The sequence below is a fragment of the Microbacterium yannicii genome (genome assembly GCF_024055635.1).
Lineage (GTDB): Bacteria > Actinomycetota > Actinomycetes > Actinomycetales > Microbacteriaceae > Microbacterium > Microbacterium yannicii.
The window spans coordinates 134,568-160,640 of the sequence record NZ_JAMXMB010000003.1 but is presented as its reverse complement, the minus strand read 5'-3'; the positions used below and the strand labels follow the sequence as shown (position 1 = coordinate 160,640).

25 protein-coding genes are annotated in these 26,073 nt (G+C 71.0%); 9 read left to right on the top strand and 16 right to left on the bottom strand.

Features of this window, described 5'->3' with window-relative positions:
• Positions 1-5 precede the first annotated feature (5 nt).
• Genes NCG93_RS01020 through NCG93_RS01010 form a run of 3 tightly spaced genes read right to left on the bottom strand, consistent with a single transcriptional unit; the run spans position 6 to position 2,107 of the window.
• Positions 6-692, bottom strand: a complete 687-nt coding sequence (locus tag NCG93_RS01020) for an O-methyltransferase (protein ID WP_194413583.1) — start codon at positions 690-692, stop codon at positions 6-8.
• Between the two features lie 31 nt (positions 693-723).
• Positions 724-1,758 (bottom strand): DUF1648 domain-containing protein, encoded by a 1,035-nt coding sequence (locus NCG93_RS01015; RefSeq protein ID WP_194413582.1) that lies wholly within the window; start codon positions 1,756-1,758, stop codon positions 724-726.
• Positions 1,736-2,107 (bottom strand): GntR family transcriptional regulator, encoded by a 372-nt coding sequence (locus NCG93_RS01010; protein ID WP_194413581.1) that lies wholly within the window; start codon positions 2,105-2,107, stop codon positions 1,736-1,738. Before NCG93_RS01010 ends, NCG93_RS01015 begins: the two co-directional genes overlap by 23 nt.
• Before the next feature lie 86 nt (positions 2,108-2,193).
• Between NCG93_RS01010 and NCG93_RS01005 the strand changes: the two genes are divergently transcribed.
• Positions 2,194-2,706, top strand: coding sequence for a PaaI family thioesterase (locus NCG93_RS01005; RefSeq protein ID WP_194413580.1), 513 nt, complete (start codon positions 2,194-2,196; stop codon positions 2,704-2,706).
• Here the strand turns inward: NCG93_RS01005 and NCG93_RS01000 are convergent.
• Complete coding sequence (locus tag NCG93_RS01000; protein WP_252787396.1) at positions 2,691-3,449, bottom strand: AraC family transcriptional regulator; 759 nt, start codon at positions 3,447-3,449, stop codon at positions 2,691-2,693. The two genes, NCG93_RS01005 and NCG93_RS01000, sit on opposite strands and share 16 nt — an antisense overlap.
• A 93-nt stretch (positions 3,450-3,542) precedes the next feature.
• Here NCG93_RS01000 and NCG93_RS00995 point away from each other — a divergent pair, with 93 nt between their 5' ends.
• Positions 3,543-4,046: a VOC family protein gene (locus NCG93_RS00995; RefSeq protein ID WP_194413578.1), complete on the top strand. Its 504-nt coding sequence runs from the start codon at positions 3,543-3,545 to the stop codon at positions 4,044-4,046.
• Positions 4,047-4,058: 12 nt separating this feature from the next.
• Here the strand turns inward: NCG93_RS00995 and NCG93_RS00990 are convergent, their stop codons facing one another.
• Positions 4,059-4,499 carry a YdeI/OmpD-associated family protein gene (locus tag NCG93_RS00990; RefSeq protein WP_194413577.1) on the bottom strand — a complete coding sequence of 147 codons (441 nt, stop codon included), beginning with the start codon at positions 4,497-4,499 and terminating at the stop codon, positions 4,059-4,061.
• A gap of 76 nt (positions 4,500-4,575) precedes the next feature.
• Between NCG93_RS00990 and NCG93_RS00985 the strand changes: the two genes are divergently transcribed.
• Positions 4,576-5,829, top strand: coding sequence for an APC family permease (locus NCG93_RS00985; RefSeq protein ID WP_194413576.1), 1,254 nt, complete (start codon positions 4,576-4,578; stop codon positions 5,827-5,829).
• 15 nt (positions 5,830-5,844) lie between these two features.
• Here the strand turns inward: NCG93_RS00985 and hisS are convergent, their stop codons facing one another.
• From hisS to nhaA, 3 genes are all read right to left on the bottom strand, one after another.
• A complete protein-coding gene (gene hisS, locus NCG93_RS00980; protein ID WP_206687581.1) occupies positions 5,845-7,146 on the bottom strand; it encodes a histidine--tRNA ligase in 1,302 nt (433 codons plus the stop codon).
• A 136-nt stretch (positions 7,147-7,282) separates the two neighbouring features.
• On the bottom strand, positions 7,283-7,954 hold the full coding sequence (locus NCG93_RS00975; protein WP_241741781.1) for a nucleoside triphosphate pyrophosphohydrolase: 672 nt from the start codon (positions 7,952-7,954) through the stop codon (positions 7,283-7,285).
• Between the two features lie 53 nt (positions 7,955-8,007).
• Complete coding sequence (nhaA, locus tag NCG93_RS00970) at positions 8,008-9,168, bottom strand: Na+/H+ antiporter NhaA (RefSeq protein WP_194413573.1); 1,161 nt, start codon at positions 9,166-9,168, stop codon at positions 8,008-8,010.
• 257 nt (positions 9,169-9,425) lie between these two features.
• On the opposite strand from nhaA, the gene NCG93_RS00965 reads away from it, so the two are divergent.
• Together NCG93_RS00965 and NCG93_RS00960 are read left to right on the top strand one after the other, a co-directional pair.
• Positions 9,426-12,098 carry a phosphoenolpyruvate carboxylase gene (locus NCG93_RS00965; RefSeq protein WP_194413572.1) on the top strand — a complete coding sequence of 891 codons (2,673 nt, stop codon included), beginning with the start codon at positions 9,426-9,428 and terminating at the stop codon, positions 12,096-12,098.
• A gap of 69 nt (positions 12,099-12,167) precedes the next feature.
• Entirely contained in the window at positions 12,168-12,338 is a 171-nt protein-coding gene (locus NCG93_RS00960; protein ID WP_194413571.1) for a hypothetical protein, read from the top strand.
• Positions 12,339-12,424: 86 nt separating this feature from the next.
• Here NCG93_RS00960 and NCG93_RS00955 read toward each other — a convergent pair whose 3' ends face one another.
• From NCG93_RS00955 to NCG93_RS00940, 4 genes are all read right to left on the bottom strand, one after another.
• Positions 12,425-13,132: a DUF2652 domain-containing protein gene (locus NCG93_RS00955; RefSeq protein WP_194413570.1), complete on the bottom strand. Its 708-nt coding sequence runs from the start codon at positions 13,130-13,132 to the stop codon at positions 12,425-12,427.
• Positions 13,133-13,157: 25 nt separating this feature from the next.
• Positions 13,158-14,858 (bottom strand): MFS transporter, encoded by a 1,701-nt coding sequence (locus tag NCG93_RS00950; RefSeq protein WP_194413569.1) that lies wholly within the window; start codon positions 14,856-14,858, stop codon positions 13,158-13,160.
• Positions 14,859-14,945: 87 nt separating this feature from the next.
• Complete coding sequence (locus NCG93_RS00945) at positions 14,946-15,545, bottom strand: gamma carbonic anhydrase family protein (protein ID WP_194413568.1); 600 nt, start codon at positions 15,543-15,545, stop codon at positions 14,946-14,948.
• A 79-nt stretch (positions 15,546-15,624) separates the two neighbouring features.
• The gene (locus tag NCG93_RS00940; protein ID WP_194413567.1) at positions 15,625-15,996 is read right to left on the bottom strand and encodes a VOC family protein; all 372 of its coding nucleotides are present in this window, start codon (positions 15,994-15,996) and stop codon (positions 15,625-15,627) included.
• Positions 15,997-16,070: 74 nt separating this feature from the next.
• Here NCG93_RS00940 and NCG93_RS00935 point away from each other — a divergent pair, with 74 nt between their 5' ends.
• Positions 16,071-17,024 carry a DUF1214 domain-containing protein gene (locus tag NCG93_RS00935; RefSeq protein ID WP_252787395.1) on the top strand — a complete coding sequence of 318 codons (954 nt, stop codon included), beginning with the start codon at positions 16,071-16,073 and terminating at the stop codon, positions 17,022-17,024.
• A gap of 49 nt (positions 17,025-17,073) precedes the next feature.
• Here the strand turns inward: NCG93_RS00935 and mfd are convergent, their stop codons facing one another.
• Entirely contained in the window at positions 17,074-20,706 is a 3,633-nt protein-coding gene (gene mfd / locus NCG93_RS00930; protein ID WP_194413566.1) for a transcription-repair coupling factor, read from the bottom strand.
• Between the two features lie 212 nt (positions 20,707-20,918).
• On the opposite strand from mfd, the gene NCG93_RS00925 reads away from it, so the two are divergent.
• Positions 20,919-21,584 (top strand): hypothetical protein, encoded by a 666-nt coding sequence (locus NCG93_RS00925; protein WP_194413565.1) that lies wholly within the window; start codon positions 20,919-20,921, stop codon positions 21,582-21,584.
• 280 nt (positions 21,585-21,864) lie between these two features.
• Here NCG93_RS00925 and pth read toward each other — a convergent pair whose 3' ends face one another.
• A complete protein-coding gene (gene pth / locus NCG93_RS00920; protein WP_194413564.1) occupies positions 21,865-22,449 on the bottom strand; it encodes an aminoacyl-tRNA hydrolase in 585 nt (194 codons plus the stop codon).
• 186 nt (positions 22,450-22,635) lie between these two features.
• Entirely contained in the window at positions 22,636-23,271 is a 636-nt protein-coding gene (locus tag NCG93_RS00915) for a 50S ribosomal protein L25/general stress protein Ctc (RefSeq protein ID WP_194413563.1), read from the bottom strand.
• 281 nt (positions 23,272-23,552) lie between these two features.
• Between NCG93_RS00915 and NCG93_RS20000 the strand changes: the two genes are divergently transcribed.
• Complete coding sequence (locus tag NCG93_RS20000) at positions 23,553-23,675, top strand: hypothetical protein (protein ID WP_284444971.1); 123 nt, start codon at positions 23,553-23,555, stop codon at positions 23,673-23,675.
• Here the strand turns inward: NCG93_RS20000 and NCG93_RS00910 are convergent.
• Positions 23,660-24,142 carry a gluconokinase gene (locus NCG93_RS00910; RefSeq protein WP_194413823.1) on the bottom strand — a complete coding sequence of 161 codons (483 nt, stop codon included), beginning with the start codon at positions 24,140-24,142 and terminating at the stop codon, positions 23,660-23,662. The genes NCG93_RS20000 and NCG93_RS00910 overlap by 16 nt on opposite strands.
• A 396-nt stretch (positions 24,143-24,538) precedes the next feature.
• Between NCG93_RS00910 and gnd the strand changes: the two genes are divergently transcribed.
• Entirely contained in the window at positions 24,539-25,981 is a 1,443-nt protein-coding gene (gene gnd, locus NCG93_RS00905) for an NADP-dependent phosphogluconate dehydrogenase (protein WP_308212075.1), read from the top strand.
• Positions 25,982-26,073: the final 92 nt, after the last annotated feature.

The window sequence follows — 26,073 nt, the reverse complement described above, 5'->3', positions numbered from 1 at the left end:
GGACGTCAGACGATCAGCGCGATGGCGATGCCGTCGTAGCCCTTGGCGTCGAGGGTCTGGAGGGCTGTCGCGTCGAACCGCGGATCGCGGCCCAGCATCTCGAGGCCCCGCTGCACGCCGATGATCTGCGGATTCTCGGTGGCCGGATTGGCGACCTCGCCGCCGCGGACGGTGTTGTCGACCATGACCACGGTGCCCGGTCGGCCGAGGCGAGCCGCCCAGTCGAGGTAGATCGTGTTGGACTCCTTGTCGGCGTCGATGAAGACCAGGTCGAACGGCTCCTCGCCTTCGAGCGTGGGCAGCACGTCGGCGCCGCGGCCGAGCCGGATCTCGACCTTCTCCCCCACGCCCGCGCGGTCGAGGTTGGCGCGCGCGAGCTCCGCGTTGCGCGGCTCCGCCTCGATCGTCACGACTCGCCCGTCGCCCGGGATGCCTCGGGCGAGCCAGATCGTCGAGTACGCGGCGAGCGTGCCCACCTCGAGCACCCGACGGGCTCCCGAGATGCGCGCCATGAGGTGCAGCAGCTTCCCGTTGACCGGCGCGACTTCGATCGCGGGCAGCCCCGCGCCGTTCTGCGTCTCGACCGCCTTCTCGAGGTCCGGGTCGTGCCCCACCAGGAGGTCGGTCAGGTACGCGTCGACACGGGACCACGTCTCGGGAGTGGGCCAGGCGTCGGGAGTCGGTGGGGCCATGTCCTCAGCCAATCCGGCTGTCGACCGGGCGTCAAGGCCTGGTCGCCGCCCGGAGGACGAGGGCCTCGAGCAATGCGGCGGCCGTGGCTGCGTCGTCGACGGTGACCGTGACGCGTCGGCCGTTGCGTCGGGTGACCTCCAGCGCCTCGCCCGCGCGAAGCACGATCCCGAAGCGACGCCCCTGCGGTGCGATGCGCACTCCCCAGCCGCCGAACTCCCCCATCGGGTTCACCTCGACCCGCGCGGCCGACTCGATGTCGGCGAGCGGAACCGTGAAGCGCGGGATGCCGAGCACCGAGTCGACGTGCAGCCCGGTGTCGTCCACGCGCACGTGGAAGGCGAGGGTGGTCGCGGCGAGCAGGAGCAGCAGGATCGTGACGCCTGTCAGGATCCACACGAGCGTCGTGTCGGCGCCGGTGACCCAGGCCATGACTGCCGACACGGCCACCAGCACGACCGCCGCGATGATCGCGATGGCGGCGCCGGGCGTCATCGCCACCGACCGCATCCACAGGACGCGTTCGTGCGGCGCGAGCGCAAGCGGCTCGGCGGGCGGAGCGGAGCCGGCGACCGGGCGTGCCGCGGGCTGGAGGAACCAGGCGGCGACGCCGACCACGGCGCCCGCGATCAGGGACGCGATGAGCGCCGCCCACACCGTCGGCGCCTGCGATACGACGTCGAGGCCCACCTGCATCGAGAGCGTCCACGTGAGCGCGACGGTGACGACGGCCGACACGGCTGCCGCGGCCGCGCCCATCAGCCGGTACGTCGGTCCGGTGTCGCCGCGACGAAGTCCCGGCAGCGACGTCGCCACCATGAGCAGGGGAAGGCCGAGCCCGAACAGCACCGTCATGACCGGCTGCGTCCACGCGGGAGCGAAGCCATCCGCCTCGCCGGCGGCGTTCCAATGCACGGCGACCGTGGCAGGCAGCTGCGGCAGGGCGATCAGCTGCTTGACGAGCGCCACGGCGACAAGCGCAACCGGCAGCCACACGGCCACCAGGATGAAGCGGCGCAGGGCGAGCCGTGAGCGGTTCGACGGGTCAGCGGGCGGTGCGGTCGTCATGGGTGGCGATCTCCTTCACGAGTGCGGCGAGGGTGTCGGGCGGCAGTCCCGCGGCACGCGCGCGCGCAACGAGGCTCTGGATGTCATGGTGCAGCGACGCGAGGACGGTCGCCTGGGCGGTGATCACGGCGCCGCGGCCCCGCCGCAGCTCGACCAGCCCTTCGCCGCGGAGATCCTGATACGCATGCAGCACCGTGTGCACGTTGACGCCGAGGGCCGCGGCGATCTCACGCGCCGCGGGCAGGCGGTCGCCGGCGCGCACGCGCCCGGCTGCGGCATCCGCTCGCACCGAGTCGGCGATCTGCGCGAACAGGGGCGCATCGCTCTCAGGATCGATTCTCAGCAGCACACGATAACTCTATAACAACTAGAACAACTGTCGGAACCCGCCAACCGATGTCGAGCGGGAGCGGCTGTTCCGCCAAGCTGGTGGCCATGCGTGTGACTCCCCGACGCCTCGCCCTCGGCATGAGCCTGTGGATCCCGAATCTGTGCAGCGGCATCCGCGTCAAGAGGTTCGCCGACGACTGGACCAGCGCGACCGTCGAACTGCACGTGAACCTCATCACGCGCAACTACGTGAAGACGGCGTTCGGCGGGTCGATGTCGGCGATGACAGACCCGTACTTCTTCATGCTGGTGATGCATCAGCTCGGACGCGACTACGTCGTGTGGGACACGCGCGGCGAGATCGAGTTCCTGAAACCGGGTCGCGGCGTGCTCACTGCCCACTTCGAAGTCCCGCGCGAGAAGGCGGCGGAGCTGCGCGCACGGGCACACGGCGGGGCCAAGGTGCTCGAATGGTTCGAGACCGACATCACGGATGCCGGGGGTGACGTCGTCGCGAGGGTCCGACGTGAGGTCTACGTGCGCGAGAAGAAGCGGGTGACGCAGGCGAACGTCCCGCAGCGCGCCACGAGCGACGACGCGCCTCAGCGGGCGCGGTAATCCGACGCGGTGAACCCCAGCACCGCACGGAAATCGTTCGCGAGGTGCGCGTGGTCGGCATAGCCCAGGTCGGCGGCGATGTCGGCGAGAGAGGCATCCGGATGGTCGCGCACGCGCTGGGCCGCCTCCTGCAGTCGCCGGCGCCGGATCATCGCTGCCGGCGACAGCCCGACCATCCGGTGGGCGAGCCGCTGCAACGTTCGCACCGAGACCCGCAGGCGCTCCGCTGCGTCGTCGACGCGGAGGATCGCCGCATCCGACGTGAGAAGGCCGGCCATCGCGTTCGCGAGTCGCGCCTCAGGCGTCAGCGGTCCGACGCGCTGCATCAGCCATAGCGACACGACCGCCGTCGCCACGTCGAGATCGGGCATGGCGACCGACACGGTTCGCTCCAGCTCCGGCTCGTCCAGCACTGTGGACGCGTCGACGAGTCGGCTCGGCGCATCGTGCAGCCGCGCGAGGGCGGCGGGCTTCAGCAGGGCGCCGACGGCCCAGCCGCTTCCCTCCAGGACGCGCTCGGACGTCCGCGTCGTCGCGCCCCACAGCGTCACGACGGGCGGCTCGACGACGAGGTTCGCCGCGGGATAGCCCAGGACCGGCTGGCGCAACACGACGCCTTCAGGCAGGTCCCACCGGGGAAACCAGAACCACTCCACGAGATCGGATGCTGCCGCCGGCGGCGCGAGCCGCGTGAAGCTCGGCAGGCGCTCGGGATACAGCACACCGCGCGTCGGATCCGTCACACCGCCACGGTAATGCGCCGGGCCGACATGCGTCCGCCGAGGGTGTCGCGAATCTCCAAGCCCGCGGCATACCGCACGCGTGAGCATGGGGACATGACCACAGAAAACACCACCGGCGTGACCGGCGCCCACACCACCGACGGCCGCCCGCACGGGGCGAGCACGCTCACCCCGTTCCTCGCGATCCGCGGGGCGAAGCAGGCGCTCGAGTTCTATCGCGACGTCTTCGGCGCACGCATCACCGACGTCACCGAGTTCGATGGAGCCGTCGCGCATGCGGGGCTCGACTTCGGTCTCGGCTATCTGCAGATCGGCGAGCCGAGCCCCGCCTACGGGCTCGTCCCCGCACCCGACGGCGACGACGACTGCTACTCCATGGGCATCTATGTGCCCGACGTCGACGCGGCGACCGCCCGCGCGGTGGCCGCCGGGGCGACGGTTCGCGAAGAGCCCTCGACGTTCGTTTCGGGCGACCGGTTCGCGAGCGTGCGCGACCCGTTCGGCGTGCGCTGGTCGATCATGACGCGGGTCGAGGATCTGTCCGAGGAGGAGAGCGTCGCGCGCGTGGCCGAGTGGGCCGCGTCGTTCAGCTCATGAACCTGGCTGGGGTCACGCCCCGGTGATCTCCTGCAGCACGGCGGTGATGCGGCGCTCGCGGGTGTCGGGGCGCTTAGCCTCCGCGACTCCGCGCGCGAGCTCCTTGCGGCGGCTGAAGGACAGCGCATCGAAGGCGGACCGTGCACCACCGGCATCCAGCGCGGCGGCCAGGTCTGCGGGTACCTCGACGTCGCGCTCGGCCGTGTCGAGAGCAACCGTCGCGTCGATCTCGTCGCCGATGTCGACGCCGAGCCCGGCGCGGACGGCTTTCGACAGTCCGATCACGTTCCGCCCATCCATCACGGCGAGCCTCACGCGAGCAGTTCGCTCGCCGATGCCGACGACGACCGCGGCCCGCTTGCCCCCGCCCAGCTCGACGACCTGCGCATCGGTCAGCTCGATCGCCGTCGCCGGCCCGAACGGCGCCAGCACGGTGTGGATCTGCAGCGTCATGCCACCATCCTCGCGGCCCCCATCCGCTCCGGGAAGCCCGAATCCGCCGTTCGCCCGCGCGCGCTAATGTTCGCCCGTGGCCTCCCCCTCCCTGCAGCGCCGGCTCGGCCTCGGCGACGCCGTGTTCATCGGCCTCGGCTCGATGATCGGCGCCGGCGTGTTCGCGGTGTGGGGCCCGGCGGCGGCCGCCGCGGGCACCGGTCTGCTGATCGGGCTGGCGATCGCCGCCATCGTCGCCTTCGGCAACGCGACCTCGTCGGCGCAGCTCGCCGCCGCGCATCCGACCTCGGGCGGCACCTATGCGTACGGGCGTGCGGAGCTCGGCCCGTGGTGGGGGTTCATCGCGGGATGGGGCTTCGTGGTCGGCAAGACCGCCAGCTGCGCCGCCATGGCGCTCACGTTCGCCGCCTACGCCGCGCCGAGCGGGTGGGAGCGTCCGGTGGCCGTCGCGGCAGTGGTGGTGCTCACCACCGTGAACGGGTTCGGCGTGACGCGCACGGCAGGTGCCGCCCGCGTGATCGTCGTGGTCTCGCTCGGCGCGCTCGCGGCGGCGATCGCGGCGGCGTTCTCGGCGGGTGCGACCACAGGGTGGCTGACCGCCGAGACGATGTGGACGGGAGGCGGCTACGGCATCCTGCAGTCGGCCGGTCTGCTGTTCTTCGCCTTCGCCGGCTACGCGCGCATCGCGACGATGGGCGAGGAGGTGCGCGAGCCCCGTCGGGTGATCCCGCGGGCCATCGTCATCGCGTTCCTCATCGCGCTGGTGGTCTACGCGGTCGTCGCTGTCGGCGTGCTCAGCGCGCTGGGCCCGGCCGCGGTCGCCGTGTCGACTGAGCCGGTGGCCGATGCCGCAGCCGGGTCGGGATGGGCGTGGATCGGCCCGGTCGTGCGGGTCGGCGCCGCGGCCGCCTCGCTCGGAGCCCTTTTGGCGCTCATCGCCGGGGTCAGCCGCACCACGTTCGCCATGTCGCGCGAACGAGATCTTCCCGGCTTCCTCGATCGCGTGCACCCCCGCACGCACGTCCCGCTTCGCGCCGAGATGTTCATCGGCGCGGTCGTCGTGGTGCTGGTGGCGTTCATCGATCTGCGCGGGGCGATCGGGTTCTCGTCGTTCGGCGTGCTGCTGTACTACTTCGTCGCCAACGTGGCGGCCATGCGCCAACACCGGGAGGCGCGGCGCTACCCCGTCGCGCTGCAGATCACGGGGGCGATCGGATGCCTCGTCCTGGCGGTGACGCTCCCGTGGCAGTCCGTCGTGGGCGGCGTGGTGGTCGTCGCCATCGGCGTGGCCTACCGGGGGCTCCGGCTCCGCTTCGCGCGGCGGCGGTGATGCGGCATCCGCAGCTCAGCTGAGCGGCTTCACCTCGAGCGTCGCGGCAGTCGTGCCCGGCGCGACGGTCGCGAACGCGGTGTAGCCGTCGGAGGCCGCGCGCTCGAGCAGCGCCTTGAGGTTCTTCGTCCGCTGTTCGAGCCGCACGCGCGAACCCTGGCGCACAAGCGCGCCCTTCAGCGCGAGGAGGTCCGCCTCCGACACATCCCGGTCGTGGACCAGCACGACGGCCGGGGCTGCGGCATCCGTCTGCTCCGCCACGAGGTCGACGATCCGCTCGAAGCCGATCGAGAAGCCGACGGCGGGCACGTCCTGCCCGAGGAACCGGCCGATCATGCCGTCGTACCGGCCGCCGCCGCCGAGCGAGTAGTCGACGGAGGGGTGGGCCAGCTCGAAGATCGTTCCGGTGTAGTAGCCCATGCCACGCACCAGGAACGGATCGAACACCAGCGGAACGTCGTCGCCCTTCGACAGGCTCAGGGACCCGGCATCGGTTGCCAAGCCGGCGGACGCACGCGCCGCGGCCGCCGCCGCGCCGATGCCGACGAGGTGCGCCACGATCTCGTCGGGTGCGTCAGCGGGCAGCGCCTTGCGGATCTGCCGCTCGCCGTACGGGTGGTACTCGAGGGTCATCGGACGGCGCAGGAACGCCTCGAACGCGTCGACGGCGGACGCCGTCGCGCCCCGCTCGCGGAGCTCCGCGACGATCCCCTCCGGACCGATCTTGTCGAGCTTGTCGATCGTGATGAGCACGCCCGGGCGCTCCTCGGCACCGAAGCCGAACGTGTCCAGCATCCAATCGAGCACGCGGCGGTCGTTGATCCGCACGCTGCCGCCCTCGAGCCCCAGGGCGTCGAGGGTGTCCAGTGTCGCGACGACGAGCTCGGCCTCGGCGCGCGCCGAGCCGTCTCCGATGATGTCGATGTCGCACTGCACGAACTGGCGGTAGCGGCCCTTCTGCGGCCGCTCAGCGCGCCACACCGGCGCGATCTGGATAGAGCGGAACACCGACGGCAGCTGCCCGCGGTTGGTCGCATAGAAGCGCGCGAGCGGCACGGTCAGGTCGTAGCGCAGCCCGAGGTCCGTGAGGCTCGCGGGGTCGTCGGCCGCGGCGCGGACGGCGTCGGCGTCGAGGCCCCGCTTGAGCACGTTGTAGGCGAGCTTCTCGTTGTCGCCGCCGATGCCGGCGTGGAGCCGCGAATACTCCTCCACGACGGGCGTCTCGATCTCGTCGAACCCGTGCGCACGGTAGCGCTCGCGGATGACGGCGAGCACGCGCTCTCGACGGGCCTTTTCAGCGGGGAGGAAGTCGCGCATGCCGCGCGGGGGATTGACGGATGCCACGGAACCATCCTCCCAGATGGTCACGAGCCCGTTTCCGGGTCGTCGAGGCAAGGACAAAACGCCTCGCGCCCACGACGAACACCGCCTCAGCGCGTTGTGTCTCGCTCGCTCATCGACCGATCGACTCAGCGGCGCGGATGTCCCGCTCGAGAGCCCGCAGGCGCTCGCGGAGAGCGCGCTCGGCGTCCCAGCCGTTCGCGCGGGCCGTCGCCACGAGCGCCAGCAGCGCGTCGCCCAGCTCGGCCTCGGTCGTCGCGTCGTCGCGCCCAGACCGGGCGTCGCCGCCGAGACCGGTGGCACCGCCCTCGGTCTCGGACGAGATCCCCTGGTTCGACGGCGCCGACGCGGAGACTCCGACCTGGCCCGCCTTCGACAGGAGCTTCTGCGCGAGCGCCAGGCTCGGCATCCGCTCGCTCACGCCGTCGAGGACACTCGTCCGCGCGCTCTTCTCGGCCGCCTTCGCGGCGTTCCAGTGCACGAGCACCTCTTCCGGCGTGTTGGCGACCGCATCGCCGAAGACGTGGGGATGCCGCCGCACCATCTTGTCGGTGAGGCCCCGCGCGACGTCGTCGATGTCGAACGGCTCGTCGGCGTCGCGCGAAGCGATCTCGGCGTGGAACAGCACCTGCCAGAGCAGATCGCCGAGCTCCTCACGCAGCTCGTCCCGCGAGCCGTCCTCGACGGCGTCGATGAGTTCCGCGCTCTCCTCCACGAGGTAGGGCACGAGTGCGCGATGGTCGATCTGCTGCGTCCACACACAGCGGTCACGGACGGCGCGCATGACGTTCGCCGCCTCGCGGAGCGGATCGGATGCGTCGTGCGGCCGCGCGTCGGTCACGTCGTCGGGGATTCGGTCGTCGCCCGCTGCCGGTAATGCCATGCCCGCCACGATACGAGGCATCCTGCCAGAATCAACGAGATCACGGACCCGGCGAGCACGCCGAGCGTGGCCTGGTCGCGCAGGGCCGGGGCGTTCGTGAAGGCGAGCTCCGACAGCAGCAGCGACACGGTGAACCCGATGCCGCCGAGCGCACCGGCGGCGACGAGGTCGGCGAACGCGAGCGGCGGCGCACTCCCCCGGTGCGTCACGCGCAGCGACAGCCAGCCGAACGCCGCGATGCCGACGATCTTGCCGACGGGCAGCGCCACCAGCACGCCCCAGAACGCCGGCGACAACTGCGACAGCGGCACCGCAGGGATGACGACGAGCGCGGCGGAGAAGGCGAACACGGGCAGCACGATGACATTCACCCACGGCTCGAGCGCGTGCCGCACCCGGAGCGCCGGCTGCTGCGCCATCGCGAGTCCCAGCACGACCCCGGCGATCGTGGCGTGCACGCCCGACAGGTACACCAGCACCCAGGTCGTAATCGCGAGCAGCGCGAGGAGGATCGCGATCGGCACCCGGCCGCGCGTGTCGAGCTGCCTGCTCAGGATGCCGAACGCGACGACCGCGACCGCCGCTCCGGCGAGCGCGGCGATGTTGACGCCGTCGGTGAAGAGCACCGCGATGAAGACGATGCCGACGATGTCGTCGAGGATCGCCAGTGCGAGCAGGAACACGCGCAGCGCCGCCGGCAGCCCCTTGCCGAACACCGCGAGCACGCCCAGGGCGAAGGCGATGTCGGTCGCCGTCGGAATCGGCCATCCGGCGGTGGCATCCGATCCCCACGCAAACGCCGCGTAGATCGCGATCGGCACGAGAACACCGCCGGCGGCTGCGATCGCGGGCTGCATCGCCTTGCGGGCCGAGTTGAGCTGTCCGCTGGTGAGCTCGTACTGCAGCTCGACCGCGACGACGAAGAAGAAGACCGCCAGCAGGCCGTCCTTGATCCAGTGCGACAGGCTGAGCTCGAAGAGGCCCGGGATGCCGAGCTTCGCGTGCATCGCCGCATCTACGGCGGGCCACAGGGCCGAGTTGGCGACGAAAAGGCCGAGGCCGGCTGCGACGAGCAGGATGATCGCGGGAAAGCGGGCGGAGCGCAGAAGCGACATGGGACCTCCGTGAAGGATCGCAGGTCGACCGCGTTTCCGGGTCGACGATGGTGCGCCGACCAGACTTCCCGGCTCTCCACGGGTCAGTGTAGCGATCCGCTTCCCGCCGTGCCCCGAGCGCGGGCGTTCCGGCGCATTCGCATCGACGCGACACCGCGCACGAGCCGGATCGATGCGACTCCCCCGGCGACAGTGCGGCGGCGTCACACAACGTCGGCGGTGACGGCGCGGCGACAGCGCGCCGTTAGCCTGGAGAGATGCGCGAACTCACCCAGACCGAAGCGATCGACCTCGTCGGGCGGTACGAGGCGGAGCAGGCGATCCCCGAGCAGATGCGCAGCGACGTTCGCATGCTCGGAACCCTTCTCGGTCAGGTGCTGCGCGAGAGCGGATCGCCGGGCTTGTACGAGGACGTCGAGCGCCTGCGCACCGCGACCATCCAGGCCTACACCGATGAGACGCCCGAGGCCTTCGCCCGTGCCGCCGCGATCGCCGACTCGTTCACGATCGCCCGCGCCGACGAGGTGGCCCGAGCGTTCACCGCATACTTCCACCTCGTGAACCTCGCCGAGGAGCACCAGCGCGTGCGCATCCTCCGCGAGCGAGACGGACGCCCCGACCGCGAGCAGGCGACCGACTCGGTCGCCGCGGCGTTCGTACGGCTGGCCGCCGAGGTCGGCGACGACACGGCGCTGCGGCGTCTGCAGAACATGCGGTTCCACCCCGTCTTCACGGCGCATCCGACCGAGGCGCGTCGCCGCGCGGTCTCGACCAGCATCCGTCGCCTCGCCACGCTCCTCGAGCAGCACGACGCGTCGCTGCGGGGCGGCGCCGACGAGCGACGGGCACAGCGGCGCATGCTCGAGGAGATCGACACCCTGTGGCGCACGGCGCCGCTCCGCCCCGAGAAGCCCGCTCCCACCGACGAGGTGCGCGCAGTGATGGCCGTCTTCGACGACACGCTCTACACGGCCGTCCCCCACGTCTACCGCCGCGTCGACGACGCCCTGCAGGGACCGGCGGCCGGTGGGCGCGCACCGGTGGTGCGCCCCTTCGTGCGTGTCGGCTCGTGGGTCGGCGGCGACCGCGACGGCAACCCGTTCGTCACGGCATCCGTCACCCGGAAGGCTTCCGCGATCGCGAGCGAGCACGTGCTCCTCGGCCTCGCCCGCACCGCGAGCCGCATCGGCCGCACACTGACGCTCGATGCGACGACCACGCCGCCGAGCGACGCGCTGCTGGCGCTCTGGCAGCGCCTGAAGGCCGCCGACGAGGACGCCGCGAAGGACATCGCCAAGCGATCGCCGGACGAGCCGCATCGCCGCATCGTGCTGCTGATCGCCCGGAAGATCGAAGCGACGCGCGCGCGCAACGCCGACCTCGCGTACGCGGACCCCGAGCACCTGCTCGCCGATCTCCGCGTCGTCCAGGACTCCCTCGTGCAGGCCGGCGCACCGCGCCAGGCGTACGGGCATCTGCAGCAGCTGCTGTGGCAGGTCGAGACCTACGGGTTCCATCTCACCGAGCTCGAGGTGCGCCAGCACTCGGCCGTGCACGCCAAGGTGCTCGCCGAGCTCGAGTCCGGCGCGCCGCGCAGCGAGCTGGCCGAGGAGGTGCTCGACGTCATCCGCACGGTCGGGTTCTTGCAGGAGCGCTACGGCCCGCGCGCAGCCGGCCGCTACATCGTGTCGTTCACGCAGTCGGCCGAAGACCTCGCGGCTGTCCACAAGCTCGCTGCGTTCGCGGTCGGCCCGGACGGCACGCCTCCCGTCCTCGACGTCATCCCGCTCTTCGAGACCTTCGCCGACCTGCAGGCCGCTCCCCGCATCCTCGCCGAGATCGTCGAGCACCCGGAGTTCGCGGCGCGGCTGGAGGCCACCGGCCGGCGTCTCGAGGTCATGCTCGGGTACTCCGACTCCTCGAAGGACGTCGGACCCGTCGCCGCGAACCTCGCCCTCTACGAAGCACAGGCGAAGATCGCAGCCTGGGCGGACGAGAACGGGATCGAGCTCACGCTGTTCCATGGTCGCGGCGGGGCCCTCGGCCGCGGCGGCGGTCCTGCGAACTCCGCGATCATGGCGCAGCCGCCGCACTCGGTCGACGGCCGGTTCAAGCTCACCGAGCAGGGCGAGGTGATCTTCGCCCGCTACGGCGACCCCGCGATCGCGATGCGGCACATCGACCAGGTCGCAGCGGCGATCCTGCTCGCCTCTTCCCCGTCGAATGAGCAGCGCAATCGCGCGGCGGCTGAGAAGTACGCGGGCGTGGCGGCGACGCTGGACGCGGCATCCCGCGAGCGCTTCTTCTCACTGGTGAAGGCTCCCGGCTTCGCGCCGTGGTTCGCCCGCGTCACGCCGATGGAGGAGATCGGCCTGCTGGCGCTGGGCTCGCGCCCTGCCCGCCGGGGACTGTCGGTCGAGTCCCTCGAGGACCTGCGGGCCATCCCGTGGGTGTTCGCGTGGACGCAGGCGCGCATCAACCTCGCCGGATGGTTCGGGCTCGGCACCGCACTCGACGCCGTCGGCGACGAACCGCTGCTGCAGCAGGCCTACCAGGAGTGGCCGCTGTTCCGCACGCTCATCGACAACGTCGCTATGAGCCTCGCCAAGACGGACGATCGCATCGCGCTGCACTACCTCGAGCTCGGAGACCGTGACGATCTGGCCGCGCTCGTGCGCGACGAGATGCGGGTGACGCGGGACTGGGTCGTCCGCATCACGGGTGGCACGGAGCTGCTCGGCAACAAGCCGGTCCTGCAGCGGGCGGTCAAGATGCGCAGCCCCTACGTCGATGCGCTGTCGCTGCTCCAGCTGCGCGCCCTGCGCGCACTCCGGGACGCTCCCGAAGGCGCGCCGGTCGACCCCGAGCTGCAGCGACTGCTGCTGCTGTCGGTGTCTGGCGTGGCGGCCGGCCTGCAGAACACGGGCTGACCCGCGCCGAGTGCGGCGACACGCGCGTCGCGCGCGGGATCTCCGACGCCCCGGCGTACCGTAGCGCCCATGGCACGGAACGTCGTCGCCGAAGTCTGCCCCCACTGCGGGTCGCTCGATGTGCGAGCGACCGAGCCGAGGTGGTTCCGGATCGAGTGGGATCGTCGAGACGCCCTCGACGACGGCTGGGTCGACCGCCTCGAGTTCGCCTGCCGCGACTGCGACCTGCTCTGGGAGTGACGAAGGCGGATCACGGATGCCGCGGGCCGCTGCCGCACGCGGCCCCGCCCGCCGATGCCGAGTGGCGCGATCGGGACCCCTGCGCGCTAGCGCGTGCGGCGCGGCTTCCTCGTGCCCAGCATGTAGGGCAGCCCGCGACCCACTGCCGAGAACGTGCTGCCCAATCGCGACCGCAGGGTCGGAGCCGGCGATGCTTCGTCGACGTGGTCCAGATCCGCGACGTCGACGAAGTAGGCGCGGATGGTGCCTATGCCCTCGAGATCCGGTGCGAGCTCGCCGGCCGACGCGGGAAGAGATGCCGCGTCGGTGCGGCACAGTTCCTCGGTCAACAGGACGTACTCGGGGATGCCGACGGAGTTCTTCAGCAGCCGGTGCACCAGGATCACGTCGATGCCGACCAGCTTGGAGCGGCCGCCGATCCGCTGGATCGCGACATCGCCCACGTGCGCCACGAACTTGAGGGTGAGATTGCGTGCCTGGCGGCATCCGCCGCACGGGCAGAGATTCTGCACCACGTAGTCGCGCTCGAGATGGAAGGCGCGGTGCATCATCACCGCCAGACGCAGGATGTCGGTGAGCGTCGTGTCGGGATCACGCGCATCGGCACGCCGAGAGAGGAAGGCGGCGTCGCCCTCGATCTCGACGAGCTGGAATCCGTGCGCGGCGCGGACGATGCTCTCGAGCATCCGCGCCGTGTTGACCTCGGCATGCGCCAGCGTCATGCGGTGTGAGCCCATGTACTCGGTGTAGCCGCCGATATCGGCGATCAGCAGCGCCGTTCGCTCTGTCCCCATGTCTCCGGTCCCCTTCGTCGGTCGTTCATTCGAGCGGGTCTCGCGATGCCCGCCGCCCGTCGGGCAGGTCGTCGGGCGCATAGCGCTCGAGCTCGTCCTCAACCGTCGTCGCGGCCTTCCGGGCGCTGGGCGCAAAGCCGAGCACGACGTCGGTGAACCGGCCAGCGGTGAGCGCCTTGAGCGCGAGAGGGGTGCGCGCGAGCACCGTCGCGGTCCGCGGCGTGCGGCGAAGCAGCGCGATCTCACCGAATCCCTCCCCCTCGCCGAGCGTCGCGATCACGCGACCTTCGCCGAGCACGTCGGCTCGGCCGCTCTCGATCACGAAGTAGCGATCGCCGGGGTCCCCCTGGGTGAACACGGTGCTGCCCGGCGCCACCTCGACCGGTTCCAGCCCGCGAGCAAGCTGTTCGATCGCGGGCAGCGGGAGCGGCTGGAACATCGGCACGCGCTGGAGAAGGCGGACCTCGGCGTCCAGTGCGCCGACGGACCCGTCGAGGCCGCGCAGCCGCCACCACGAGGCGAGCGCGAGCACCGGACACAGCGCGCCGATCGCGATGAGCGCGCCGTCGACGCCGAGCCACGCGATCATGACCGATGCCATGATCGCGCCGACGCCGATGGATACCGCTACCAGGCTCTCGAGCACGCCGAAGACGCGCGCCATCAGCGCGTCCGGCGTCAGCCTGCCGATCAGCGTGAAACCGGCGAGGTCGATGAGCGCGTTGCCGACCCCGACGAAGGCGAGCAGGACGAGCGCCACGGCCTGCGCGGGAAAGACACCGACGAGGGCGAGGGGAAGTCCCCACAACGCCACACCGACGGCGAACCACGCGCCCAGCCGCCGGGTTCCCACCAGCAACGACGCCGCGAGCGAGCCCAGAACCGCTCCCACTCCGACCGAGGCCATCAGCGTCCCCGCTCCTGACTCGCCCATGCCCAGCAGTTCGATGGCGACCACCACCGAGAAGACGGTGAGTGCGCCCCGCGTGAGCGATTGAGCGGCGGCCAGGCCGAGGATCAGCTGCAGATCGCGACTCCGCCCCACCGCGGCGAGCCCCTCACCCGCCTCCCTCAGCAGGTCGCGTCGCGGCCCCGCCGGCCGCGGCGGCGCGTCGTACCGTACGCGCAAGAGCAGCAGCGCTGCCCAGAACGAGGCGAGCGCCGCCACCGCGAACACAACGGAGACATTCGTGAATCCCAGCAGGATCGCGGCGACGAGCGGCCCGACGAGCGTTGCGACGGAGTCCAACAGCCCCCTGACGACGTTCGCGCTGGCCAGTTCATGCCCGGTGCGGCACAGGGTCGGCAGCAGGGCGGAATGCGCCGGCCGGAACATGGTCGCCGCGAGCGTCGAGACGACCGCAAGCGCGTAGACGACCGCAATCGGGCCCGACACGGCCACGACGATCGCTGCGACGACGGTGGCGGCGCCTCGCACGACCGACACCACGACGAGCACGCGCTCGCGCCGTCCGCGATCCGCGAACGGCGACAGAATCGGCGCCAGCAGCGCCGAGGGCAGCGTGCGCAGCAGGCCCACCGCTCCCAGGGCGAGCGCGCCGCCCGCGTTGTACGCGACGATGCCGAGCGCCACCGTGAACGCCCACTCGGCAGTCCAGGCCCCGAGGAAGCTGAGCTGCGCGCGCCGCAGATTGGGGTTGCGCCAGTTGCTCGAGAAGGCCCCAACGGCCTGATCGAGCCTCGAACGGGTCCCCAGACGGCCCATGTCGCGACCCTATGGCTTGAGCCGGGGGAAGGCCAGCGCCACGTCGATCCGGCGCGCGGCAGGTGTGTGCGGCAGATCGGGGAGGGGTCAGTCCACCCGACGGTCGTCGGCGTGACGCGCGAGGCTGCGGCCGTAGCGCTCCGTGAGCTGGACCATGAGGTCGGGGGTCTCGCGGTCGAGCCCGAAGACGTAGCCGGGAAAGTCGAGTTCGCGCTGCGCGGCCCAGATCTCCTCGTGGCGGTCAGGCGGCAGGACCTGCACGGGATCGCCTACCGCCACCCAGCCGATCGGCACAGTCGAATCGGCGGGCAGCGTCGTGCGCAGATGCACGACCGCGTTGATCCGCACTTCGCTGCGCGCCCCGATGCGGGCACCGTTGAACACGCGCGTGCCGGTCGCGAGGAACACCTCCTCCTCGACGACGGCTCCCGAGATGCTCGCCATCGGGCCGACCAGCACGTGGTCGGCGATGTGCACGGGGTTGGTCGCGGTGGCGCGGATGAGCGCGTTCTCCATGACGATGACGTTCTCGCCCAGGGTGATCGCCCCGCCTTCCGCTGTGATCACCGCGCCGTGCAGGATCTGGCAGTCGGCGCCGATCTCGACGTCGCCGCTGATCACCGCTGTCGCGGCGACGACCGCGTCGGGATGGATACGGGGCTGCGCCCCGAGGTGCTCGAAACGCATCGTTCTTCCTCCGTCGGTGGTGGATCGATGCCAGCGTAGTGCGGCGCCTCCGCATCGCACCCGGTCGCCGGCGAGCGTGTCAGTACGGGTGCTCCGTCAGACGCCAGTAGTAGCCGCTCGGATCGAGCACCCGGAAATCGCGCAGGCCCCATGGCTGCGCCTGCACGTCGTCGTCGACGGGCCAGCCCTCGTCGGCGACCCGCCGGCGGGCGGCATCCAGATCATCCGTCTCGAGCACGAGCTCCACTCCCACCGGCGGCCGGCGCGGCGCGGGATCGACCGCGGCGCGCCACGCGGCCCCGACGCGCACACGACCGAGCTCGAGCGCGACGTAGGCCCACTCGACGTGCCGCTCATCGCGCACGAGCGAGAACCCGAGCACGCGGACGTAGAAGTCGACCGCCCGGTCCAGGTCGTCGGGGAAGATCTCGATGCGAAGGTCGGCCACCATGCCTCCACCCTCTCGCACGCGAGCCCCTCGCGTCGCGCGCATCGCGCATCGCGCGCTGTGCCAGGATCGAGCTCGTGGCCCTTCCCGTGAACGTCGATGACTTCGCCCGCGCCGAGACGGATCGGATGTTCCGCGATCTTCAGGCCCAAGCCGGCGGTGTCAACCGCTTCGTCCACAATCGCGAGCCCGCGGCGATCGACAACCAGACGGTGATCCGGTTGAACCGTGACACGCTCTACAGCTTCGCGGTCGTCGACCTGGTCGCCGGCGCGACACTGACTCTTCCCGAGCACGGCGACCGCTACCTGTCTGCGATGGTCGTCAATCAGGACCACTACGTCAACGCGATCTTCCACGACGCCGGGACCTACGAACTGTCGAGCGACCTCTTCGGTACGCGATACGTAGCCGTAGCGGTGCGGACGCTCGTCGACCCGTCCGATCCGAACGATCTGGCCGCGGTCGCCACCATCCAGGACGCGATCACCCTCACGGCCGCCTCGTCGGTCGAATTCGCGTACCCGGATTACGATGCCGTGTCGATGGACGAGACCCGCGAGGCTCTGCTCGCCCTCGCCCGGAACCTCACCGCGTTCGATCGCACCTTCGGCGCGAAGGAAGAGGTCGACCCGGTCCGTCACCTGATCGGCACCGCGGCCGGCTGGGGCGGCCTGCCATCGACCGAGGCGGCGTATATCGGCGTGGACCCACGCCTTCCCGTCGGGCGCTACGAGCTGACGGTCGGCGACGTACCGGTCGACGGATTCTGGTCGATCTCGGTCTACAACGCGGAGGGCTTCTTCGAGCCGAACGACCGGAACATGTACACCGTCAACAACATCACGGGCTCACGCAACGCGGACGGCTCCACCACCGTCCGGTTCGGGGACTTCCCACCCGGCACTCCGAATGCCATCCCGGTGACCGAGGGGTGGAACTACCTCGTCCGGCTGTACCGGCCGCGCACGCAGGTGACCGACGGCACGTGGACGTTCCCGACCCTCGACGGCGGAGGCGCGTCGTCCTGAGCTGAGTCCGCGCCGCCCGTCAGCCGACCGACCGGGCTCCCGCCGGCCGTCAGGCGTTGACGGCCGCATCGGCCGCGGCATCCGTGTCGGTCCTCTTCGGCGGCCACAGCTGCTCGATCAGCTGTGCGACCCAGGCGATGAGCTCGTCGTCACGCAGCGGATCACCACCGGCTGACGGAAGCGGCACGACCATCGCCTCGCCACCCGCGACCAGCTTGGCCTTGGGGTGCAGCCGCTGCAGGCGCACCCGCATCGAGTCGGGCAGATTCGCCGGCGCGATGCGCAGGTTGGGGCCCATCGCGACGACGTCGGCCAGCCCCGCCTGACCCGCGCGCCGGCGCAGCCGCGCGACCGCGAGCAATCCCTCGACATCGGCCGGGGGTTCGCCGTAACGGTCGGTCAGCTCTTCGACCACGAGGTCGATCGCGTCCGGCTGCGCGGTGACGGATGCTGCGGCCGAGAGCTTCTGATACGCCTCGAGACGCAGCCGCTCGCTGTCGATGTACGACTCGGGGATGCGGGCCTGCACCGGCAGCTCGAGGCGCAGTTCGGCCGGCCCCTCGGTCTCTTCGCCGCGGAACGTCGCGACGGCCTCGCCGATCATGCGCAGGTACAGGTCGAAGCCCACGCCGGCGATGTGCCCGGCCTGCTCGGCGCCCAGGAGATTGCCGGCGCCGCGGAGCTCGAGGTCCTTCAGCGCGACCTGCATGCCGGAGCCGAGGTCGTTGTTGACCGCGATGGTCTCGAGCCGGTCCGCCGCGGTCTCGCTGAGCGGCTTCATGTCGTCGTACAGGAAGTACGCGTAGGCGCGCTCGCGCGCACGACCGACCCGTCCGCGCAGCTGGTGCAGCTGGCTGAGACCGTACTTGTCGGCGCGGTCGATGATGATCGTGTTGGCGTTGGAGATGTCGAGACCCGTCTCGACGATCGTCGTGCAGACCAGGACGTCCGAGCGGCGCTCCCAGAACGCGTCGACGACCTCTTCGAGGGCGTGCTCGCCCATCTGCCCGTGCGCCACGGCGATGCGTGCCTCGGGCACCAGCTCGGCGAGCTCTGCCGCGACGCGCTGGATCGACTGCACCCGGTTGTGCACATAGAACACCTGTCCCTCGCGCAGCAGCTCACGGCGGATCGCGGCGGTGATCTGCTTGTCGTTGCGCGGGCCGACATACGACAGGATGGGATGCCGATCCTCGGGCGGCGTCTGCAGCGTCGACATCTCGCGGATGCCCGTCACCGCCATCTCGAGCGTGCGCGGGATGGGCGTCGCGCTCATCGCAAGGATGTCGACGTTGGTCTTCAGCTTCTTCAGCTGATCCTTGTGCTCGACCCCGAAGCGCTGCTCCTCGTCGATGATCATGAGCCCGAGGTCCTTGAAGATCACCTTCTCGGTGAGGATCCGATGGGTGCCGATGACCATGTCGACGGTGCCGTCGGTGAGCCCTGCGAGCACCTCGCGGGCCTGCTTGTCGGTCTGGAAGCGCGAGAGCGCCTTCACCTTCACCGGGAAGCCGGCGAAGCGCTCGGTGAACGTCTCGAGGTGCTGCTTGACGAGCAGGGTCGTGGGCACGAGCATCGCGACCTGCTTGCCGTCCTGGATGGCCTTGAACGCGGCGCGCACGGCCACCTCGGTCTTGCCGAAGCCCACGTCGCCCGACAGCAGCCGGTCCATCGGGATCGGCTTCTCCATGTCGGCCTTGATCTCGTCGATGGTCTGCAGCTGGTCGGGCGTCTCGGCGAACGGGAACGCCTCCTCGAGCTCGCGCTGCCAGGGCGTGTCCGGACCGAAAGCGTGACCCTTGGACGCCATCCGCGCCGAGTACAGCTTGACGAGCTCGACGGCGATGTCTCGGACAGCACGGCGCGCCTTGCTCTTGGCCTGCGCCCAGTCGCTGCCCCCCATCTTCGACAGGGCCGGCGCCTCGCCGCCGACATAGCGCGAGAGCAGGTCCAGCTGATCCGTGGGCACGAAGAGCTTGTCGCCGGGGTAGCCGCGCTTGGACGGCGCGTACTCCAGCACGAGGTACTCCCGCACGCTCTTGACCGCGTTGCGCCCGCCGCTGGAGACCTCGCGCTGCGTCAGCTCGACGAACTTGCCGATGCCGTGCGTCGCGTGCACGACGTAGTCGCCGGCCTTCAGCTGCAGCGGATCGACGACGGCCTTGCGCCGCGACGCGAGCTTCTTGACGACGCGCGAGTCGCCGCCGATCGTGCGGCCGTAGAACTCGGATTCCGTGAGCACGGCGAGCTTCGCGTCCGCGACCTCGAACCCGCGTTCCAGCACGCTCAGCACGACGTGGACGACGCCGGGCTCCGGCGCCTGGAGCACCTCGTCGACCCGGCGGGCGGCGATGCCGCGCTCAGCGAGCACATCGCGCGCACGCTCGACGAGCCCCGCACCCGACGCGGCGACCACGACACGCCAGCCGTCCGCCAGGAGGTCGCCCACGTGGGCGGTGGCGCCCTCCACGTTGCCCTGGAATGACGGCACCGCAGAGCCCGGCACGCGGATCGCGGCGGCCGCCTCGAGCGCGACGTCGATGTCGTCGTCGATGAGGCCTTCGGCCGCGGCATCCGCCTGTCCCGAATCGAATGCGCTGAGACTCCACCAGACACCGCCGCGCGCGCGTGCGGCGGCCCGCAGCGCCGGCAGTGTCAGGAAGTCGCCGGCGCCGAGATCCACAGGGGTGCTCGCACCCGCGGTCGCGGCGCTCCACGCCGCCTCGAGGAACTCTCGGTTCGTGTCCCCCAGCGTGATGGCCCGGGCCACGGCGCGCTCCGGGTCGACGAGGGCGACGGCGGATCCCTCGGGCAGGTAGTCCACGACGGTCACCAGCCGGTCCACCACGGCAGGCAGGAGCGACTCCATCCCCTCGACGGGGATGCCCTCGGCCATCTTCTCGAGCATGCCCGCGAGGCCCGGGAACTCGCCCTTCATCTCCCGTGCGCGGCCGCGCACCGCCTCCGTGAGCAGCAGTTCGCGACTCGGCAGCAACGTGACCTCTCGCACCTCGCCGGGCAGCGACCGCTGATCGGCGACCGAGAAGGCGCGCATCTCGTCCACCTCGTCGCCGAAGAACTCGACACGGTACGGGTGCGGGGCGGTCGGCGGGAAGACGTCCAGGATGCCGCCGCGCACCGCGAACTCGCCGCGACGCGAGACCATGTCGACACGGTGGTAGGCGAGCTCGACGAGGCGGGCAGAGACGTCGCCGAGGTCGTGTCCGCGGGCGCCCACGACGAGCTCGACGGGCGGCACGTCCGTCAGTCCCGCAGCGAGGGGCTGGATGGCGCCCCGCACGGACGCGGTGATCACCAGCGGCGTCGCGGCATCCCAGCGTGCGATGCGCGTGAGCACCTCGAGACGTGCCCCGACGGTCTCGGCGCTGGGACTCAGCCGCTCGTGCGGCAGCGTCTCCCACGCCGGGAAGTGCAGCACCTCGGCACCGGGCAGCATCGCGCCCAGCGCGGGGCCGAGGGACTCCGCCCGGCGGCCCGTGGGCGCGACCAGCAGCACGAGCGGCGGCTTGCCGGCGGCGCGGCGGCGTTCAATGAGAGCGGCGAGAAGCGGAGCGTCGAGCCCTTCGACCAGCGAGAAGTCGGCGTCGACGGATGCCGCGGCCACCGCATCCCGAAACGGCTCAGCATGCTCGAGGGCGCGAACGATCCCGGGAACTGTCACCGCACGAGTCTACGGCGCAGGTCCGACACCGAGCTCCGCCGCTGCACGGACAGCGAGCTTCGCCGCGGGACCGACAGCGAGCTCCGCCGCGGGACCGACAGCGAGCTCCGCCGCGGCACCGACCCGGAGCTCCGCCGCTGCTCGGTCGCGGCGACGCCGAAACGACGCACCATCGCCGACGAGGCGTCGTGCGGCCCTCCTAGGATGAGCCTGTGAGTCAGCCCTCCGCTCCCGACGCGCCCCAGAACCCGCCCGTTCCGCCCGGCGCGTGGGCTCCCCCCGCGTCCCCGCCGTTCGGGCCGCCCGCAGGCTCGGGTGCCGGTCAGCCGCCCGGCGCCGCCGGCCACGGCGTGCCGCGCGGGGTCCCGGCCGGATGGGCCGCGCCGCCTGCCGGCGCCTACGCCCCGGCGCCGGGCTACGCACCGCCCGCGGGGTATGCGGTCTCGCCGGTCGCGGCATCCGGCCAGTACGGCACGGGCATACCCGCCCGGCGCAGCGGCGTTCTCGGTGTCGTCGCCCTGGCGCTGGCGCTCGTCGCAACCGTCGGCGCCGGTATCGTCGGCGCGATCGCGAGCTTCCGCATCGGCCTCGGTGCCGGTCGAGAGATCTCCGCTCGCGCGTTCGATGCCGACTTCGACTGGTCGGTCCTGTCGCCCGTGCGTGACTGGGTGCTGCTCGGCGAGGTCGCCTTCTGGGTCGGCACGGTGCTCGGCCTCTGGGCTCTCGTACAGGGCATCGTCGCGATCGTCACCGCCCGCGGCCGTGGCGCCGGCATCGCCGCCGTGATCGTCGCCGCCCTGGGGCCGATCGCCTTCGGCGCCGTCGTGCAGGGCTTCCTCACCGCCGGGCTCTCCGCCGGCACCGGCATCGGCGGCTGATCCGCAGGCACGTCGGCGCGCGGCATCCGTCTGTCCCATGCGTGGTCCTCAGCTGAGGACGAGAGCCGAAATGAGGAGCGACGCCGCGCACCGTCCCGCATCTCCGCATGCTTCCTCAATTGAGGACGAGGCGCCGACGGCGCTCACCCCGCTCGCCTATCATCCCTGCGTCTGCGCCTCATTTGAGGACGAGAGCCGAAACGAGGGATCCACGCGGCTCATCGTTCCGCATCTCGGCACGCTTCCTCAGTTGAGGAAGTGCCGACCCCCGGCCCACGCCTCAGACGCGCGGGGCGTGGTGCTTCTGCTGTGCGGCGAGCAGGCCCTCGGCCACCAGCTGCTCGACCGCGTCGGCGGCATCGCCGACGAGGATCGGGAGGTTCTTGCGCTCGGTGGCGCCGAACGGGTCGAGCACCCAGTCGGCCGGGTCCTGGCGTCCCGCGGGACGGCCGATGCCGACCCGGACGCGCGCGAACTTCCCGGGGTCGAGCGCCTTGGCGACGTCGCGCACGCCGTTGTGGCCGCCGTGGCCACCGCCGGTCTTGAGCTTGATCGTGTCGAACGGGATGTCGAGCTCGTCGTGCACGACGACGACATGGTCAGGCTCGATGCCGTAGAACTTCACGAGCCCGGCGACGGGGCCGCCTGACACGTTCATGAACGTGTTCGGCTTGGCGAGGATGAGCTTCGGACCGCCCGGGCGCAGCCACGTCTCGACGACGCGCGCGTTCGCCTTGTGCGCCTTGAAGGACTCGCCCCGCCGTCCGGCGAGCTCGTCGACGACGAGCTGCCCGACGTTGTGCCGCGTGAGCTCATAGCGCGGACCGGGGTTTCCCAGCCCGACGACCAGCCACGTCTCTGCCATGTCATCCATCCTGCCCGAGCGGCGAGGCGCCCGACGAAATCCCGTTGACTTGCCCTATGTGTACGACACACCAGGGGTGTCGCGTACATATACGGCAAGTCGACCGAAGAGGCCGAGCGGGGAGGCGCCCGACGAAAAGAAGCGAGGGGGCGCGGCATCCGCACCCCCTCGCCTTCCTGAAGGCGATTACTCGCCGGCGGACTCTTCGGACGCCTCGGCCTGCTCGGCAGCGGTCTCGGCGTCGGCCTCGGCGATCTCGTCCTCGGCGGCCAGCGTCGCCGACGGCACCGAGATGGCGACGATGAGCAGCTCGGGGTCGGCCATCAGCACCGAGCCCTTCGGCAGCTTCAGATCGGCGGCCGTGATGTGCGTGCCGTCCTCGAGGCCCTCGACGTCGAGCTCGACGTGCTCGGGGATGTGCGTGGCCTCGGCCTGGATGGTGACCGTCGTGTTCTCGAGGTTCGCGATGGTGCCGGGGGCGGACTCGCCGACGACCTGGATCGGCACCTCGATCTCGACCTTCTCGCCCTTCTTCACGACGAGCAGGTCGATGTGCTCGATGACCTGGTGCACCGGGTCCTTCTGCACATCCTTGACGAGGGTGAGCTGCGACTTGCCGTCGAGGTCGAGCTCGAGCACCGCGTTGGCGCGGCGGATCAGCAGCGAGACCTGGTGGCCGGGCAGCGCGACATGCACGGGGTCGGTGCCGTGACCGTAGATGACGGCGGGGATCTTGCCGGCGGCGCGGAGACGGCGGGCGAAGCCCTTGCCGAAGCTCTCGCGGAACTCGGCCTGGACCTTGGTATCGGGCTCGGACGACATTGGGGTTCTCCTTGTGGGCGCAATGGCCCGGTAAGCTGCGGCGCGTGGCCGTTCTGACTCGGCCTGCGCGGTGGCGGGCCCGGGTATTCGGGGTGTCTTCGACTCGAACGCGCACGCGTGAGGAAAGCCGTTGGGCCGCCTTCACCGCGTCGATCACGGATGCCGCAGCCCGCCGGAATCGACGGGCGCGAGGCATCCCTCGCCGAAGTTCGAGTCGAGTCTACCAGCGCCCCCGCTACGATGAGGAACGCACCTGCTTCCCGCTCCCTACGGAGGACCCCATGGACTACGGCTTCTGGAGCCACGCTCTTCTCTGGCTCATCGGCGCCATGGCCGCTGTCGGTGCCCTCGGGACCGCGCTGGCGTTCTGGAGCCTCGGGCGCCAGGGCTACCGCAAGGACTGATACCGCTCGAGCGCGGCGAGCGCCGCATCGACGACGTCAGCCAGCGGCGGATCGCCCGCGACGACCACGCCCGGCTCGTCGGGTTCGAGATGCTCCAGCGTGCGCAGCTGCGAAGCCAGCAGCGACGACGGCATGAAGTGCTCGCGCGTGCCCATGCGACGCGCCAGTTCCTCCCGTGGCACACGCAGCTCGACGAAGACGACGCCCGGAGCCCCCGCGCGGATCCGCTCGCGATAGCGCCGCGCCAGGGCCGAGCAGGCCATCACCGCTCCCCCGGGCGCATCGTGCAGCGTCGTCGCGACGACATCGAGCCACGGCATCCGATCTTCGTCGTCCAGCGGGATGCCCGCGACCATCTTGGCGACGTTGGCGGCGGGATGCAGGTCGTCGGCATCGACGAACGGCAGGCCGAGACGCTCAGCCAGCGCCAGGCCCACGACGGATTTGCCGGAACCGCTCGGCCCCATCACGACGACGCGCGCCATCGGATTCGGACGCGACTCGCCGGTCGTCCGGACCGCGGGTGTGGGCACGGAGTGCGCCGGGAGAGAGGGCTCGGTCACGTCGGCCACGGTAGCCCAACGTCCCCGGCGGGGTCACACCCGGCCGGGGGCGGCTGTGAGCGTCCCGCCGCTGCGGTGTAACACGGACGCGCCAGACTCTAGGCTGAAAGAGACGACTTAACCTCAGGAGCGCGTGTGTCTTCGAACGACCCTTCAGCGAGCGGCAACCAGGCCGGGACCAGCATCTCGACGGATCAGGACCAGGCTCCTGACGAGGCGACGACCGCGCACGAGGCGGCGCCGGCGCCCGAGGATGTGGCCCGCCCCACGCCCGAGCCGGAGGGACCCGACGCCGATCGCGTGGCGACGGCGAACATCGGCGTCGTGGGTCTCGCCGTGATGGGCTCGAACCTGGCCCGCAACCTCGCCAGCCGCGAGGGCAACACCGTCGCAGTGCACAACCGCAGCCGGTCCAAGACCGACGAGCTGCTCGCCGCCCACCCCGAGGCCGGCTTCGTGCCCGCGTTCTCGTACGAGGAGTTCGCCGCGTCGCTGCAGAAGCCGCGCGCCGCGATCATCATGGTCAAGGCCGGACGCCCCACCGACGCCGTCATCGACGCGCTGGTCGAGGTGTTCGAGCCCGGCGACATCATCGTCGACGGCGGCAACGCGCTGTTCACCGACACGATCCGCCGCGAGAAGGCGGTGCGCGAGACGGGCATCAACTTCGTCGGCGCCGGGATCTCCGGCGGCGAGGAGGGCGCCCTGAACGGTCCGTCGATCATGCCCGGCGGCTCGGACGAGTCGTGGGTGACCCTCGGCCCGATCCTGAAGTCCATCGCAGCGGTCGCCGAGGGCGAGCCCTGCGTGACGCACATCGGCCACGACGGCGCCGGCCACTTCGTGAAGATGGTGCACAACGGCATCGAGTACGCCGACATGCAGCTCATCGCCGAGGCGTACGACCTCATCCGCCGCGGCACCGGCAAGACGCCGGCCGAGATCGCCGACGTCTTCGCCGAGTGGAACCGCGGCGAGCTGGAGTCGTACCTCATCGAGATCACCGCCGAGGTGCTGCGCCAGGTGGATGCCGAGACCGGCAAGCCGCTCGTCGACGTCATCCTCGACCAGGCCGGCGCGAAGGGCACCGGCGCCTGGACCGTGCAGACCGCGCTGTCACTCGGCGTGCCGGTGTCGGGCATCGCCGAGGCCACGTTCGCCCGGTCGCTGTCGTCGCACCCCGAGCAGCGCGAGGTCTCGCGCGAGCTGCCCGGTGCCGAGGAGGACCTCGAGGTCGAGGACGCCGAGGCGTTCATCGAGGACGTGCGCCTCGCGCTGTACGCGTCGAAGATCGTCGCCTATTCGCAGGGCTTCGACGAGATCCGCGCCGGCGCCGCCGAGTACGACTGGACGATCGACCTCGGCGCGGTCTCGAAGATCTGGCGCGCCGGCTGCATCATCCGCGCCCAGTTCCTGAACCGCATCGCCGATGCCTACGACGAGACGCCCGACCTGGCCGTGCTGCTCACCGCGCCGTACTTCGTCGAGGCGCTCGGCCGCGCACAGGGCGCATGGCGCCGGATCGTGTCCACGGCGGCGGGCGCCGGCATCCCCGCACCCGCCTTCTCGTCGTCGCTGTCGTACTATGACGGCCTGCGGGCGGAGCGACTGCCGGCCGCGCTCATCCAGGGACAGCGCGACTTCTTCGGTGCGCACACCTACAAGCGCATCGACAAGGAAGGAACCTTCCACACGCTGTGGTCGGGCGACCGCACCGAGATCGAGGCCGAAGACACCCACTGACACGAGCGCGTCGAACCGACGCGCTCCCGCATACGACGAGGGCGGATCTCCATCAGGGGATCCGCCCTCCTCGTGCCTGCGCCGGCTCCGCG